This is a genomic window from Arthrobacter sp. 01L42 (assembly GCF_056400005.1).
On the sequence record NZ_JBFTSL010000019.1, the window covers coordinates 72,474 to 87,679 of the forward strand.

The 15,206-nt window shown below is 66.6% G+C and carries 13 protein-coding genes; 9 read left to right on the top strand and 4 right to left on the bottom strand.

Annotation, left to right across the window (positions count from 1 at the left end; all coding sequences use genetic code 11):
- Positions 1-10 precede the first annotated feature (10 nt).
- Positions 11-1,030 (bottom strand): EamA family transporter RarD, encoded by a 1,020-nt coding sequence (gene rarD / locus AC1DN2_RS16830; RefSeq protein ID WP_476851251.1) that lies wholly within the window; start codon positions 1,028-1,030, stop codon positions 11-13.
- A gap of 130 nt (positions 1,031-1,160) precedes the next feature.
- Here rarD and AC1DN2_RS16835 point away from each other — a divergent pair, with 130 nt between their 5' ends.
- From AC1DN2_RS16835 to AC1DN2_RS16865, 7 genes are all read left to right on the top strand, one after another.
- Entirely contained in the window at positions 1,161-2,606 is a 1,446-nt protein-coding gene (locus AC1DN2_RS16835; RefSeq protein WP_476851252.1) for an FAD-dependent oxidoreductase, read from the top strand.
- Positions 2,607-2,721: 115 nt separating this feature from the next.
- Positions 2,722-4,101 (top strand): GAF domain-containing protein, encoded by a 1,380-nt coding sequence (locus tag AC1DN2_RS16840; RefSeq protein WP_476851253.1) that lies wholly within the window; start codon positions 2,722-2,724, stop codon positions 4,099-4,101.
- A gap of 144 nt (positions 4,102-4,245) precedes the next feature.
- Positions 4,246-5,769, top strand: coding sequence for an acetaldehyde dehydrogenase ExaC (gene exaC / locus AC1DN2_RS16845; protein WP_230008636.1), 1,524 nt, complete (start codon positions 4,246-4,248; stop codon positions 5,767-5,769).
- Between the two features lie 163 nt (positions 5,770-5,932).
- The gene (adhP, locus tag AC1DN2_RS16850; protein WP_476851259.1) at positions 5,933-6,943 is read left to right on the top strand and encodes an alcohol dehydrogenase AdhP; all 1,011 of its coding nucleotides are present in this window, start codon (positions 5,933-5,935) and stop codon (positions 6,941-6,943) included.
- Positions 6,944-6,959: 16 nt separating this feature from the next.
- Positions 6,960-7,370 (top strand): DUF779 domain-containing protein, encoded by a 411-nt coding sequence (locus AC1DN2_RS16855; RefSeq protein ID WP_223913736.1) that lies wholly within the window; start codon positions 6,960-6,962, stop codon positions 7,368-7,370.
- A gap of 174 nt (positions 7,371-7,544) precedes the next feature.
- Positions 7,545-9,101, top strand: a complete 1,557-nt coding sequence (locus tag AC1DN2_RS16860) for an amino acid permease (protein ID WP_476851254.1) — start codon at positions 7,545-7,547, stop codon at positions 9,099-9,101.
- A gap of 140 nt (positions 9,102-9,241) precedes the next feature.
- Entirely contained in the window at positions 9,242-9,847 is a 606-nt protein-coding gene (locus AC1DN2_RS16865; RefSeq protein ID WP_028276965.1) for a TetR/AcrR family transcriptional regulator, read from the top strand.
- Between the two features lie 8 nt (positions 9,848-9,855).
- On the opposite strand, the gene AC1DN2_RS16870 is transcribed toward AC1DN2_RS16865, so the two are convergent.
- The 3 genes from AC1DN2_RS16870 to AC1DN2_RS16880 form a co-directional block, all read right to left on the bottom strand.
- Positions 9,856-10,506: a DUF2461 domain-containing protein gene (locus tag AC1DN2_RS16870; RefSeq protein WP_476851255.1), complete on the bottom strand. Its 651-nt coding sequence runs from the start codon at positions 10,504-10,506 to the stop codon at positions 9,856-9,858.
- A gap of 189 nt (positions 10,507-10,695) precedes the next feature.
- Positions 10,696-12,195 carry a catalase gene (locus AC1DN2_RS16875; protein ID WP_223913739.1) on the bottom strand — a complete coding sequence of 500 codons (1,500 nt, stop codon included), beginning with the start codon at positions 12,193-12,195 and terminating at the stop codon, positions 10,696-10,698.
- A 22-nt stretch (positions 12,196-12,217) separates the two neighbouring features.
- Positions 12,218-12,685: a Fur family transcriptional regulator gene (locus tag AC1DN2_RS16880; RefSeq protein WP_026537503.1), complete on the bottom strand. Its 468-nt coding sequence runs from the start codon at positions 12,683-12,685 to the stop codon at positions 12,218-12,220.
- A 102-nt stretch (positions 12,686-12,787) separates the two neighbouring features.
- Here AC1DN2_RS16880 and AC1DN2_RS16885 point away from each other — a divergent pair, with 102 nt between their 5' ends.
- Complete coding sequence (locus AC1DN2_RS16885) at positions 12,788-14,059, top strand: MFS transporter (RefSeq protein ID WP_476851256.1); 1,272 nt, start codon at positions 12,788-12,790, stop codon at positions 14,057-14,059.
- Between the two features lie 70 nt (positions 14,060-14,129).
- A complete protein-coding gene (gene htpX / locus AC1DN2_RS16890; RefSeq protein WP_476851257.1) occupies positions 14,130-14,996 on the top strand; it encodes a zinc metalloprotease HtpX in 867 nt (288 codons plus the stop codon).
- The last annotated feature ends 210 nt before the right edge of the window (positions 14,997-15,206 follow it).

The window sequence follows — 15,206 nt, forward strand, 5'->3', positions numbered from 1 at the left end:
GCCGGTAGTGCTAGGCGGCGGCGCGGGCCCGTTTCCGGGTCACGGAGTTCTTCCGGGCCGTGTGCAGCATGTCCACGGTCAGTACCAGCAGCGCCAGCCAGACGACGCCGAAACCGGCCCACCGGTCAGGTGTCATGGTTTCCTTGAACACGACGAGCGCCACGATGAACTGCAGGACGGGCGCGAAGTACTGCAGCAGCCCGATCGTGGTCATCGGCAGACGGCGGGCGGACGCGCCGAAGAACAGCAGGGGCACCGCGGTGATGACGCCCGACGCCACCAGCAGCCAGAAATGGCCGGCACCGTTTCCGGCCAGAGTTGCCGACCCGCTGACCGCGAGGAAGATCATGGTGGCCGCAGCTACGGGCGCCAGGACGATCGTCTCCACGGTGAGGCTTGTGATCGCCTCCGCCCGCGGGCCCACGCGCTTCTTGACGAATCCGTACAGGCCAAAGCTCAGCGCGAGTGTCAGTGCTATCCAGGGGAGTTTGCCGTAGGAGACCGTCAGCACCCCGACGGCCACGAAGCCGATGCCGACGGCGGCCCACTGCAGCGGCCGCAGCTTCTCCTTCAGGACGAAGACCCCCAGCAATACGGAGACCAGCGGGTTGATGAAGTAGCCCAGGGAGGCCTCGACGGCCTGGCCGGTGGTCACGCCGTAGGTGTACGTCAGCCAGTTCACCGCGATCAGGGCAGCGGCGATGGACAGCGGCCCAATCACCGTGCGGTCCCGGAAAGCAGCAGCCAGCACCTGCCAGGACCGTGTGACGGTGATGAGCAGGACGCAGAACAGGAGGGACCAGACCACCCGGTTGGCGACGATTTCGACCGCGCCGGCCGGATGCAGGACGTAGAAGTACAGGGGCAGCAGCCCCCAGAGCCCGTAGGCGCCGATACCGAACAGGATTCCCGCCGTCGTGTCCTTGTCCACCGGTGCCGGTCCGCCCGGCCGGGCCGGCGCCGGCCCAGCGGCCGGGCCGGCCGGCGCTGTCAATGGGGCGGGGGACAAGGATCCTTCGGGCTTAGACACAAGACCAATAACACCACCTGCGCGGCGCCTATTCCTGCCAATCGGAGCGCGAGCGGGCCGGTCACATTTAGAATGGGGGCCTGTGCGCTGTATCTACTGGCGCTGTCCCTAAGACTCAGAAGGGCTCCCGGTGTCCAACTCGGCCGAATCCACATCCTCTCGTCCCCTCCGTGTCGCGATTGTTGGCGCCGGCCCGGCCGGTGTCTACGCCGCGGACATCCTGACGAAGTCCAATGAGGTTAAGGACGGCGACTTCCAGGTCAGCATCGACCTCTTTGAGGCGTATCCGGCGCCCTACGGCCTCATCCGCTACGGAGTGGCTCCCGACCATCCGCGGATCAAGGGCATTGTCAACGCGCTCCACAAGGTCCTGGACCGCGGCGACATCCGGTTCCTCGGCAACGTCACCTATGGCAGGGACCTGACGCTGCATGACTTCCGCGCGTTCTACGACGCCGTCATCTTCTCCACCGGCGCCATCAAGGACGCCGACCTGGATATTCCCGGGATCGGCCTGGAGGGATCCTTCGGCGGGGCCGACTTCGTCTCCTGGTACGACGGCCACCCGGACGTGCCGCGGGACTGGCCGCTGGAGGCCAAGGAGATTGCGGTGATCGGCAACGGGAATGTGGCCCTCGACGTGGCCCGCATGCTGGTCAAGCACGCCGATGAACTCCTGGTCACCGAAATCCCGGACAACGTCTACCGGGCGCTCAAGGATTCGCCGGTCACGGACGTCCACGTGTTTGGCCGCCGCGGCCCGGCCCAGGTGAAGTTCACGCCGCTGGAGCTGCGCGAACTCAGCCACGCCAGGGACGTGGACATCGTCCTGTATCCAGAGGACTTCGAATTCGACGAGGCTTCGGACGAGGCCATTCGCAGCAACAACCAGATCCGGACCATGGTCAACACCCTCACGAACTGGCTCGTCGAGGAGCACGCCGAGGCCGAGGAACCGTCCTCGCGCCGGCTGCACCTGCACTTCCTGCACAGCCCCGTCGAAATCTATGGAACAACAGACGACGCCGCGAACCCCGGCAAGGTCGCCGGCATCAAGTTCGAACGCATGCAGCTGGACGGCACCGGGAACGTCAAGGGCACCGGTGAGTTCCTCGACTACCCGGTCCAGGCCGTCTACCGCGCGATCGGCTACCACGGTTCGCCGCTGGATGAGCTGGAATACGATGCCCGCCGCGGCGTCGTCCCGAACGAAGGCGGCCGCGTGCTCGACGCCGAGGGCAACCCCGTGCCCGGAATCTACGCCACGGGCTGGATCAAGCGCGGCCCCGTCGGGCTGATCGGCCACACCAAGGGCGACGCGCTGGAGACCATCGGCTTCCTGCTGGAGGACCGGCTGACGCTGCCGCCGGCGCAGAACCCGGACCCGCAGGCCATCATCGACCTGCTCCAGGAGCGCGGCATCGAGTACACCACGTGGGAAGGGTGGATCAAGCTCGATGCCCACGAGCTCGCCCTCGGCGCCGAGTGGTCCGCGGCGGAGTCCGCCAACGGCATCGAACGGGAGCGCATCAAGGTGGTGCCGCGCGAGGACATGATCGAGATTTCCCGCGGCTAGGCTGTGACAGCCTGAGGCGGCAGGCCGGTGCGTTTCCAAACGCCCCGCGCGGAACTAGACTGGGCCGGACGAGGCGGCCTTCGGCACGCCGTCGAGCCCGTCCGGTGGGAGTTCAATGAGGAAACTGGTCCATCCCGCAGCACTGTTGCCGCCGGCAGGCGGAGTCACCGCAGCGCTGCGCCAGCAATATGCCAGCGCGGGCCATGAGCAGCTGGATTCCCGTGGAATGGCGTTCTCCGAGGGCCTGCAGTTGCCCGGGATCAGCACCCTGATTCAGGAATCGTGGCAGCGCTCCGTCCGGCTGCAGGCCAACCCGGACAACCCCGAGGCGCCGCTGGCCATGGACCGCGAGGAACTCGAAGAATACCGCCGCCAGCACCCCCTGGCCGCCATCATGCCCGTGATCCACAAGCTCCTGGTCCTGCCCAGCCACGACAGCGGAATGCTGGTAGCCGTGGGTGACGAGGTCGGCAGGCTCCTCTGGGTGGAAGGGGACGCCGCCCTGCAGCGCCGGGCCGAGGGCATGATGTTCGTCCCGGGCGCCGACTGGTCCGAGGCGACGGTCGGCACCAGCGCCCCCGGCACCGCGCTGGCCCTGGGCCGGGGAATCCAGATCTCCGGCGCCGAGCACTACAAGCGCTCCGTGCATCCGTGGAGCTGTACGGCGGTGCCGTTCCACGATCCGGATTCCGGCGCCCTGCTGGGGGTCGTGGACATCACCGGCACGGAGTCGGCCGTGGCCCCGCATACGTTGTCGCTGGTAGAGGCGACGGTCGCCGCGGCCCAGGCGCATCTGCGGGTCGAGCGGCTGCAGCTGGCCGCCGCCGGCCAGTCCTCGCCGTCCAGGCGGCGGAACTCGACGCCGAAAACGGCCGGGGGACCGGGCGCCAGCAGCCTCTACCGCAACAGCCTCCAGTTGCTCGGCCGCGACCAGGCCCTGCTCAGCATTGACGGCCGCACCGTGGCCATGTCCGCCCGGCACAGCGAGATCCTGGCCCTGCTCAGCACCCACCCGGCGGGGCTGAATGCCGAGGAGCTTTGCGCCCTCCTGTACCCCGGGGACGCCTCCACCATGACGCTGCGCGCCGAGATGGTGCGGCTGCGCAAGGTACTTCAGCAGCTCAACCCCGATGCCGTGCCGCAATCACGCCCCTACCGGCTGCCGCTGGACCTGGTCCCCGACGCCGGACAGGTGCTGGACTGCCTGCAGCGCGGCGCCCACCGGATAGCGCTGGAAATCTACCGCGGCGCCGTGCTGCCCCGCTCCGAGGCCCCCGGCATCGTGGAGCTGCGGGCCAGGGTCTCCGCGCTGATGCGCGAGGCCCTGTTGACGGACGGCAGCGCGGAATCGCTCCTGAAATACGCCGCGCTGCCCGAAGCAAAGGACGACGTCGACGTCCGCATCGCCGCGCTGAAGCTGCTGGCGCCGCGCTCGCCCAAGCGCGCCGCCGTCGTCGCCGATCTGGAACGGCTGGACCGCGAGCTAAGCGCCTGACCGTCGCGGACCGCCGGAATGCCCCGCAGTGACCTGGCTCACTCCGGTTGCAACCTGACTGCAACCTTCACGCGCCTACGCTGGGTGCAACGGGGGCCGGAAGCGCCTTGCAGCCCCCCATCTTGCACAGCAAAGGAGCTAGCAATGACTGTTTACGCCCAGCCCGGAACCGAGGGCTCGAAGGTCACCTTCAAGGACCGCTACGAAAACTGGATCGGCGGCGAGTGGGTTGCGCCGGTCAAGGGACAGTACTTCGAGAACATCACCCCGGTGACCGGCAAGGCTTTCTGCGAGGTGGCCCGCGGCACCGCCGAGGACATCGAACTGGCGCTGGATGCCGCCCACAAGATTGCACCGTCCTGGGGCAAGACCTCCGTGGCCGAGCGTGCCGCGATCCTGAACAAGATTGCCGACCGGATCGATGAGAACACCGAGATGCTCGCCGTCGCCGAGTCCTGGGACAACGGCAAGCCGATCCGCGAGACCCTCAACGCCGACATTCCGCTCGCCGCCGACCATTTCCGCTACTTCGCCTCCGCCGTCCGCGCCCAGGAGGGCCGGCTGTCCCAGCTCGACGACGACACCACCGCTTACCACTACCACGAGCCGCTCGGCGTCGTCGGCCAGATCATCCCCTGGAACTTCCCGATCCTCATGGCCGTCTGGAAGCTCGCCCCGGCCCTCGCCGCCGGCAACGCCGTCGTCCTGAAGCCGGCCGAGCAGACGCCGTCTTCGATCCTGGTGCTGATGGAACTCATCGGCGACCTGCTGCCGGCCGGTGTCCTCAATGTGGTCAACGGCTTCGGCGTCGAGGCCGGCAAGCCACTGGCCTCCAGCCCCCGCATCCGCAAGATCGCCTTCACCGGCGAAACCTCCACGGGCCGCCTGATCAGCCAGTACGCCAGCCAGAACCTGATTCCGGTCACGCTGGAGCTTGGCGGCAAGAGCCCGAACATCTTCTTCAACGACGTCGCGGACACCAATGACGCGTTCTACGACAAGGCCCAGGAGGGCTTCACGCTCTTCGCCTTCAACCAGGGTGAAGTCTGCACCTGCCCGTCGCGCGCCCTGATCCAGGAAGACATCTACGAATCCTTCATGGCCGACGCCGTGGCCCGGGTGGAGAAAATCATCCAGGGCAACCCGCTGGACACCGAAACCCAGCTCGGTGCCCAGGCCTCCAACGACCAGCTGGAAAAGATCCTCTCCTACATTGACATCGGAAAGCAGGAGGGCGCCAAGGTGCTCACCGGCGGTGCCCGGGCCGAAATGCCCGGAGACCTGGCCGGCGGCTACTACGTCCAGCCCACCATTTTCGAGGGCCACAACAAGATGCGGATCTTCCAGGAGGAAATCTTCGGCCCGGTTGTCTCCGTGACCCGCTTCAGCGACTACAACGACGCCATGGGCATCGCCAACGACACCCTGTACGGCCTGGGCGCCGGCGTCTGGTCCCGCAATGGCAACGTCGCCTACCGCGCCGGCCGCGAGATCCAGGCCGGCCGCGTGTGGGTCAACAACTACCACGCCTACCCGGCAGGGGCCGCGTTCGGCGGGTACAAGTCTTCCGGCATCGGCCGCGAGAACCACTCGATGATGCTGGACCACTACCAGCAGACCAAGAACCTCCTGGTCAGCTACAACGAGAACAAGCTCGGCTTCTTCTAAGCCGCACTGACCCGGGCGGGGCGGATCGCGCATGATCCGCCCCGCCCGCACCACTTGTGCACCTACACGGAGGGACGCCGGCTCACTGCACACGCCCTTTAGCCACACCCAAGTTTGATGACGCAAGGATTTCGCCATGACGACGACAATGACGACGACGACAATGCAAGCCGCGGTAGTTACCGAATTCGGCAGGGACCTCCAGATCCAGACCCTCCCCGTTCCCGTGCCGGGCCGCGGTGAGGCACTGGTCAAGGTGCTGACCACCGGGGTCTGCCACACCGACCTGCACGCCGCGGAGGGAGACTGGCCGGTCAAGCCGTCCCCGCCGTTCATTCCCGGCCACGAAGGCGTCGGCGAGGTCGTCGCCCTCGGCGAGGGCGTCACGGACCTTGCCATCGGCGATTTGGTCGGCAATGCGTGGCTCTGGTCCGCCTGCGGCGACTGCCAGTACTGCCGCACGGGCTGGGAGACCCTGTGCGAGGCCCAGCAGAACGCCGGCTACAGCGTGGACGGTTCCTTTGGCGAGTACATGCTGGTCGACAGCCGCTTCGCGGCCAGGATCCCGGCCGGCTCAGACCCCGTCGAGGTGGCTCCGGTGCTTTGCGCCGGCGTGACCGTCTACAAGGGCCTGAAGATGACCGAAGCCCGGCCCGGCCAGTGGGTCACCATCTCCGGCATCGGCGGCCTCGGCCACATCGCCGTCCAGTACGCCGTAGCGATGGGCCTGCGGGTCGCGGCTGTGGACATCGCCGATGACAAGCTGGCCCTGGCCAAGAAGCACGGCGCCGAGCTGACGGTCAATGCCCTGCACGAGGATCCGGCCGAAGTTATTCAGCGCGAAACCGGAGGTTGCCATGGAGTCCTGGTCACGGCAGTGCACCCGTCAGCATTCGGGCAGGCCATCGGGATGGCGCGGCGCGGCGGAACGATCGTGTTCAATGGGCTGCCGCCGGGGGACTTCCCGGCGCCGATCTTCGAGATTGTGCTCAAGGGCCTGACGGTCCGCGGCTCCATCGTGGGCACCCGGCAGGACCTGGAGGAGGCGCTCGAGTTCTACGCCCAGGGCAAGATCCACCCCACGGTCTCCACGAGGGAACTCTCCGAGGTCAATGCCGTTCTTGACGAGATGAAGCACGCCAAGATCGACGGCCGAGTGGTCATCAAGTACTGATGAAGGACGGACTCTGATGCCAGCGACAAAGCTCGACGCCGCCGTGACCCTCCCCGGGGAGGACTTCTCCCGGGTGGCTCTCACCCCGGAGGCGGTGGAACTGCTGCTCAAAATGTGGGTGCAGCACGGACCGCTGATGTTCCATCAGTCCGGCGGCTGCTGCGACGGTTCGTCGCCAATGTGCTATCCCGCCGGGGAGTTCATCACGGGGGACTCGGACGTATTGCTCGGCCTGTTCGACATTTCCGACGGCCTGCGGCCCCAGCCGCTGGAATTCTGGATGTCGCGGGAGCAGTTCAACTACTGGAGCCACACGCACCTGACTGTCGACGTCGTTCCTGGCCGGGGGAGTGGTTTCTCGGTAGAAGCGCCGGAAGGCAAGCGGTTCCTGATCCGCTCGACGCTGATGGAAAACTGGCCGGTCTAGGCGGCCTGGGTGGTCTGAAACGGAGCAGCTGCGCGCAAGCGGGCCGTGCAGGATAAACCTGCACGGCCCGCTTTTGCGTCTCACTATGTGGGATAAAAATGGCCGTCCAGTGGATGGACTCTAAGATGGATAGGTCTGTTTCCACCCCAGTTATCGAGATTGCGGACTTTCCTAATGAACCTTTTCCGGACCAAATCCATCGAGCAGTCCATGTCCGACGCCGATGAACCCGGACGCAAGCTGAAGCGCACGCTAAGCACGTGGGACCTCATGATCATGGGGGTCGCGGTTGCCGTAGGCGCCGGGATCTTCTCGGTCGGCGCCAAGGCCGCCGCGAACTTTGCCGGCCCCGCCGTCACCATCTCCTTCGCGATCGCCGCCGTCACCTGCGCGCTCGCCATCATGTGCTATGCCGAGTTCGCCACGGCCATCCCGGTGGCAGGCTCCGCCTACGTCTTCACCTACGCGACCATGGGTGAGATCCTGGCGTGGATCATCGGCTGGAACCTGATCCTCGAACTCTTCACTGCCGGCGCCGTGATTGCGAAGTACTGGGGCATCTACCTCAGCAAAGTCTTTGCGCTCATGGGCGTGGACATTCCGCCGTCGATCTCCCTGGGCGGCGTCGACCTCTACTGGGGCGCCTTCCTGATCGTTGCCATCTTCACCGTGCTGCTGGTCCTCGGGACCAAGCTCTCCGCCCGCGTCGGCAACATCTTCACGCTCATCAAGATCGCGGTGGTCCTCTTCGTGATCGTCGTCGGCTTCACGTACGTGAAGTTCGAGAACTACGCCCCGTTCGTCCCGGCCTCCGAGCCGACCGGAGGCACCGGAACCGCGGATGTCCTCAAGCAGTCGTTCTTCGGCTTCCTGACCGGCGCCGCCCCGGCCCAGTACGGAACCCTCGGTATCTTCGCCGGCGCAGCCCTGGTCTTCTTCGCCTTCATCGGCTTCGACGTCGTCGCCACCTCGGCCGAAGAGGTCAAGAACCCGCAGAAGACGCTGCCCCGCGGCATCTTCGGCGGCCTGGCAATCGTTACCGTGCTGTACATCCTGGTGTCGCTGGCGTTGACCGGCATGGTCTCCTACACCCAGCTGGCTGAGGCCAAGAACCCGACGCTCACCACCGCCTTCGAGGCGGTCGGCAACACCGACGCCGCCAAGGTCATTGCCTTTGGCTCCCTCGTGGGCCTGACCACCGTGATCATGGTGCTGCTCATGGGCCTCTCGCGCGTGGTGCTCGCGATGAGCCGCGACGGCCTGCTTCCGCGCTCCCTGTCCAAGACCAGCTCGGTGCGGGGGACGCCGGCCCGCCTGCAGATCATCTGCGGCGCCGGAGTGGCGCTCGTCGCCGGCCTGACCAACGTGGACCTGCTCGAGGAAATGATCAACATCGGGACCCTGTCCGCCTTCGTGATGGTGAGCCTTGGCATCCTGGTGTTGCGCAAGAAGCGCCCGGACCTGAAGCCGGCCTTCCGTGTCCCGTTCGGCAAGGTGCTCCCGGTCGTCTCTGCGGTCCTGTGCCTGTATCTCATGACGAACCTGGCCGTGGAAACCTGGATCTTCTTCGCCATCTGGCTCGTGATCGGTATTGCGATCTACTTCGCCTACGGCCAGCGCCACTCCCGGCTGAATGAAAAGTTCGCGGAGGCCCGCGCCTCGGTGAACGGCACGGCCAGCGCGGCGGGAGCGCCCGCGGAGGACAACGAGGACGCGCTCACCCGCTCCTGAGAAGGGAGCGATCGGCCCCCCGCATCGAAGTCGCCGGAGCCGTGCGAATACGCTGGAAATTTCCGGCGTATCCGCACGGCTCCGGCGACTTCGGCGTTCGGGCGCCGCTCCGTCTGGGCGGCGCTCCCTAAGATGGACACATGGCCCGCCCAGCAAGACCGGAACGCAAATCAGAGTTGCTGTCGGCAATTCTCGACTACCTCATGGACAAGACCCTGGCGGAGCTGACGTTTCGCGGCCTGGCCGACGGGCTGGGTGTCAGCAGCTACGTCCTGGTCTACCACTTCGGGCACCGCGAACAGCTGATCAACGAGATCATCCGCGGCATCGAATCCCGGCTGGACAGCATCCGCGCCACCGACGTCAGGGACATCGACCGGGACGCGTGGCGGGCCTTCCTGCTTGAGTCCTGGCAGTGGACCATGGCGCAGCGCAACCGGCACCTGGCCCGGCTTGAATTTGAGGCCACGGCGCAGGACATTGTGGCGGCGGTGCCGCGCGGCACAGCGCAGGAGCACTTCCGGATGTTGCACGAGAAGGCCCGGGACTGGCTGGTTATCCAGGGCATCCAGCCGGAATTCGCCGACACCGACGCCCGCCTGTTCACGGCCGCGTTCTACGGGCTGCAGTTCGATTTCGTCGTCAACAACCAGCCAGAGGAAGCCACCAAGGCCTTTGAGCTGATGATGCTGGTCTTCTTCAACAACCTCGACAGGCGCCTCGCCACCGACGGCCAGCACATCTGAGCAGAACCTCAGGGAGCAGCGTAGCGGCCCTCCCACTCCACGAGGGGGCGCAGTTGCTCCCAGCGCTGTGCCACTTCCTCCACCGCCCCGGGACCGGCAAGCCAGCCGGGCTGGCCCACGTTGACGCCGGCCGTGAGGGATTTGTGCTTGAGCAGCTCCCCCCGGGGATGGTCCTTGTCGAAGCCCCGCGGCACCGTCTTTAGCCGTTCGCCCTCCACCGCGAACCCTGCCGTCTCGACCTTCCGCACGATTGCCTGCAGGGCATCGCCGCTGGCGGGATCGTCCACGGCACCGCGAAAGCGTGCCAGCTGGGCCGGAGTGTGGGTGTGGCAGCCGCCGCCGATCAGGAGGCCGTCGGCGCTGAGCTGGATATAGAAGCCCACGCCTTCGTCCACCGCCGCGAAGGCCCCCTGCGCGGTCTTATAGGGTGATTTGTCCGGCGAGAACCGGACATCCCGGTTCGGGCGAAAGAGCTTGGCCGGTCCGAAGCGTGGCTCGAGCTCGGCCAGCAGCTGGGTCAGCGGCCCCTTCACCGCGGCCTCGTAGACCGGCTTGTGCTCGAGCCACCAGTCCCGGTTGTTGTTCTGTTCAAGATTGGCGTAGAACCGGAAGGCGTCACTTGGAATGCCTGCGAATGGAGTGCCAGCGAATGCGGTCATGCCCAAATCCTACGGAGCCGCGGCACGCGGTGGCGAGGGGCACGCGCACCCATGTGGATAACCGCAAAACGCCCCGCCACGGGAGTCCGTGGCGGGGCGTTTTGTTGGCTCCAGCGGTCACCGAATGCCGGTCACCGGCCGCCCAGGCGGCCGTCAAGGCCGGCCGTCAGGCAACGTTCGATGCAACCATCAGACCTTGTTGGCGGCCTCGGCGTCGGACTCAACCTGGCCGGCACCGAGGTTGGCGCGCAGCTTGGCGCCGAATTCGGCGTCGACGTTGGTCCAGTACGCGATGGCGCGTTCCTTGATGCTGGCGTTCTTGACGCCGCTGACGGCGCCGGTGACGGTCTCCAGCAGGCGGGCCTTCTCGCCGTCGTTGTACACCTCGCGGTACAGCGTGCCGGCCTGGCCGAAGTCGCCGTCCTCTGCGTGCAGGGAGTGCGCGGAGAGCGTGAGCTCGCCGTCGTTCTCCCAGCCGCCGCCCGCAACGCCGGGCTCAACGGCAGCCGGGCCGCCCACGGAGTTCGGTGCGTACACCGGAACGGACGGGGCGTTGAAGTGGTAACGCCCGGCGCCGTCCTGGCTGTAGTTGTTGACCTGGCTCTTGGGCAGGTTCACCGGGAGCTGGGCGTGGTTGGTGCCGACGCGGTAGCGGTGCGCGTCCGCGTAGGAGAAGATGCGGGCCTGCAGCATCTTGTCCGGGGAGGCGGCGATGCCCGGCACGAAGTTCGACGGCGCGAAGGTGGCCTGCTCGATCTGCGCGAAGTAGTTCTCCGGGTTCTTGTTCAGCTCCATGGTGCCGACCTTGACCAGCGGGTAGTCCGCGTGCGGCCACACCTTGGTGAGGTCGAAGGGGTTGAAGCGGTACGTCTTGGCGTCCTCGTACGGCATGACCTGGACGTGGAGGTCCCAGGAGGGGAAGTTGCCGGCGGCGATGTTTTCCTGGAGGTCGCGGATGTAGAAGTCGCCGTCGGCGCCGGCAAGGGCCTCGGCCTCGTCGCCGGTCATGGACTTGACGCCCTGGTTGGACTTGAAGTGGTACTTGACCCAGAAGCGCTCGCCCTCGGCGTTGATCCACTGGTAGGTGTGCGAGCCGTAGCCCTGCATTTCACGCCAGGAGGCCGGCAGCCCGCGGTCACCCATGAGCCAGGTGACCTGGTGGGCGGACTCGGGGGAGAGGGTCCAGAAGTCCCACTGCATGTCGGCGTCGCGCAGGTGGGTGCCGGGGAGGCGCTTCTGGGAGTGGATGAAGTCCGGGAACTTGATCCCGTCGCGGATGAAGAACACCGGAGTGTTGTTGCCGACGAGGTCGTAGTTGCCCTCGGTGGTGTAGAACTTCACGGCGAAACCGCGGGGGTCGCGCCAGGTGTCGGGGGAGCCGGCCTCGCCGGCAACGGAGGAGAAGCGGATGAGCATGTCCGTCTCAACACCGGGCTGGAACAGTGCGGCCTTGGTGAACTTCGAGACGTCCTCGGTGGTCTTGAAGGTACCGAAGGCGCCGCCGCCCTTGGCGTGCACGACGCGCTCCGGGACGCGCTCGCGGTTGAACTGCGCGAGCTTCTCGATCAGATAGTGATCGGTCAGGATGATCGCGCCGTCGGCGCCGACGGACTTGGAGTGGGCGTCGGAAGTGACGGGAGCCCCGGACTGTGTCGTGGACACGGCGGGCGCAGAGATGATCTCAGTCATAGTTCTCCTTGGGTTGGGTTTCTTAGTTTCGTTCGGAGGGAAGCTGTTGGGTGCGCTGGCAGTCCTGGCAGATGCCCTGGTACAGCACGTCCGCGATCTGGATGGTCATCGGCTTGGCGTCCGCGTTCCAGTGCGGGGTCAGGCAGGGCGCGTGGCCCACGGCGCATTCGACGTCCTCCACCCGGCCGCAGCTGATGCACACAGCATGGTGGTGGTTGTCCCCGACCCGCGTCTCGTACAGCGCGGGGGAGTGCGGGGGCTCAAAACGGCGCAGCATGTGCAGATCCGTGAGGTCCCCGAGGACCACGTATACGGACTGGGCGGTCAGGTCCGGCAATTCCTGCCGGGCGGCGGCAAGGATTGCCTCTGCCGGCGAATGCGGGTGATGTTCGACGGCGGCCAGCACGGCCAGGCGCTGTTTGGTCACCCGGCGGCCGTGGGCACGCAGGGCGGCTGCCCATGCGTCGTGGGTGCCCGAGGAATCCGTCATACCCTCATTCAAGCACTTATTATGACTGCCTCACAATAAGGCGTGGCTAATATTGTCCGGCCGTGTCACAGGGCACTCCCGGTTCGCCACTAGAGTTGCCCGGTGGAGAAATTGTTGGCGGACATCACGCCGTTGCGTGAAAGTCCGGCCTTCCGCCGTCTGTGGCTTGGGTCCGCCGTCTCCGCCCTGGGCAGCCAACTGACCCTGGTGGCGGTCAGCCTGGAGGTCTACCGGCTGACCCAGGACAGCCTCTACGTGGGCCTGCTGAGTCTCTTCGCCCTCGTGCCGCTGGTCTTTGGGGGCCTCCTGGGCGGCTCGATCGCCGACGCCCATGACCGCCGCACCGTAGCACTCCTGGCCTCGTCCGTCCTCTGGCTGACCACCGCCGCGCTGGCCCTCCAGGCGTGGCTGGAAGTGGGCAACGTGTGGCTGCTCTATGCGCTCGTGGCGGTGCAGAGCGGTGCCCAGGCCATCAACCAGCCGGCCCGCAGCGCCATCATCCCGGTGCTGGTGCGCAAGGAGTTGCTGCCGGCCGCAAATGCCCTGAGCATGATGATTTTCGGGCTGACCATGACCGCCGGCCCGCTGCTGGCCGGCGTGCTCGTGGCGTGGGTCGGGTTCGGCTGGACGTACACGATCGACGTCATCAGCTTTGCGTTTGCGTTCTGGGCCCTCCTGAAACTGCCTTCCATGCCGCCGGGCGAGCACGCCAGGCCGGCCGGGCTGCGTTCCGTGGTGGAGGGGTTCCGTTTCCTTGGCACCCGGCCCAACCTCCGCATGACGTTCGTGATCGATCTCGTGGCCATGATCTTTGCCCAGCCCCGGGCGCTCCTGCCGGCCATCGGCGCTCTGATGATCGGCGGCGGTGAGGCCACAGTGGGGATCCTGTTGGCCTCGATGGCCGTGGGGGCGTTCCTGGCCGGCCTGTTCTCGGGGCCGCTGGGCGGCGTCCGCCGGCAGGGGGCCGCGGTGGTGTGGTCCGTGATGGGCTGGGGCGGCTCGGTGGCGGCCTTCGGCCTGGTGGTGGTCCTGGCCGGTCATTCCGGCGACGACGGCGTGGGCATGTGGCTGCTGCCCGCCGCCCTGTGCTGCGCGCTGGCCGGCATCGCGGATTCCGTGAGCGCAGTCTTCCGGACCACCATCCTGCAGGCCTCCACCCCCGACCATCTGCGCGGGCGTCTGCAGGGCGTCTTTGTGGTGGTGGTCGCCGGCGGACCCCGGATCGGGGACATGCTGGCCGGCGGCGCGACTAAACTTTTGAACGAGGGGTGGGTCCTGCTTCTCGGCGGCGTGCTGTGCATTGCTGTGGCCTGGATATTGGCCCGCCAGCAGGTCGGATTCCTGCGGTACGACGCGCGGAACCCGGTGCCGTAGCGGTTCGTTTTCCTTGGTAGGTCAGTGAATTACAGGGCATCAGCTTGCAGTACACGTATCAGGAGGACCAGTGCACAAGCATCACAACGGACTGAAGACCGCGGCGCTGTTCGGAGTGCTGTGGGCGGTCCTGCTGGGCCTGGGGGCGTTCATCGCCGCGGGGACCCGCAGTGCGGCGCCGATCTGGATCATGGCCCTGATCGGGATCGGCACCACGGCCTACGGGTACTGGAACAGCGACAAGCTCGCCATCCGTGCCATGCAGGCCTATCCCGTCACGGAGGCCGAGGCGCCCCAGCTGTACCAGATCGTCCGGGAGCTGTCCGGCCGGGCCAACCAGCCGATGCCGCGCATCTACGTCTCGCCCACCATGGCGCCAAATGCCTTCGCCACCGGCCGGAACCCGCAGAACGCGGCGGTATGCTGCACCGAGGGCATCATGCGGATGCTGGACGCCCGCGAACTGCGCGGCGTCCTGGGGCATGAACTGATGCACGTCTACAACCGGGACATCCTGACGGCGTCGGTTGCGGCCGCCGTCGCCGGCGTCATCACTTCGGTGGCGCAGATGATGTTGCTGTTCGGCGGCGGGGACCGCCGCAATGCGAACCCGTTCGCCGCGATCGCCATGGCCCTGCTGGCCCCGTTCGCCGCGTCTCTGATCCAGATGGCCATCTCCCGTACACGGGAGTACGACGCCGACGAGGACGGCTCGTCGCTGACCGGAGATCCGCTGGCGCTCGCCTCCGCCCTGCGCAAGATCGAGCAGGGCGTGCAGCTGGCGCCGTTGCCGCAGGACCAGCGGCTGGTCAACGCCTCGCACATGATGATCGCCAACCCGTTCAACGGCGGAGGCGTGGCCAAGATGTTCTCCACCCACCCGCCGATGGCCGAGCGGATCGGCCGGCTGGAGCGGATGGCCGGGCGGCTTAACTGAAGCAGGCTGCGGGTCTGGCGACGCGCGAGTAGTTCCGCGACACGCAAAAGGGCTGGCGACACTTGGGTTCTAGCGGTCGTTGCAACACCCAGAATTTTTGGGAGTTGCAACGACCGTGTCGTCTTTAACGGGTGAACCACGAACCAGCAGGAAATACACGCAGGAGCAGAAGGAAGAGTTCTTCCTCGTGTTTGACCGGCTCAAGAGCAC

Bases quoted from the DNA above. Each gene is read 5' to 3' on its own strand.
- exaC (WP_230008636.1), top strand. From the start codon at position 4,246: ATGACTGTTTACGCCCAGCCCGGAACCGAGGGCTCGAAGGTCACCTTC.
- AC1DN2_RS16855 (WP_223913736.1), top strand. From the start codon at position 6,960: ATGCCAGCGACAAAGCTCGACGCCGCCGTGACCCTCCCCGGGGAGGAC.
- AC1DN2_RS16840 (WP_476851253.1), top strand. From the start codon at position 2,722: ATGAGGAAACTGGTCCATCCCGCAGCACTGTTGCCGCCGGCAGGCGGA.
- AC1DN2_RS16880 (WP_026537503.1), bottom strand. From the start codon at position 12,685: ATGACGGATTCCTCGGGCACCCACGACGCATGGGCAGCCGCCCTGCGT.
- AC1DN2_RS16875 (WP_223913739.1), bottom strand. From the start codon at position 12,195: ATGACTGAGATCATCTCTGCGCCCGCCGTGTCCACGACACAGTCCGGG.
- AC1DN2_RS16870 (WP_476851255.1), bottom strand. From the start codon at position 10,506: ATGACCGCATTCGCTGGCACTCCATTCGCAGGCATTCCAAGTGACGCC.
- adhP (WP_476851259.1), top strand. From the start codon at position 5,933: ATGCAAGCCGCGGTAGTTACCGAATTCGGCAGGGACCTCCAGATCCAG.
- AC1DN2_RS16860 (WP_476851254.1), top strand. From the start codon at position 7,545: ATGAACCTTTTCCGGACCAAATCCATCGAGCAGTCCATGTCCGACGCC.
- AC1DN2_RS16865 (WP_028276965.1), top strand. From the start codon at position 9,242: ATGGCCCGCCCAGCAAGACCGGAACGCAAATCAGAGTTGCTGTCGGCA.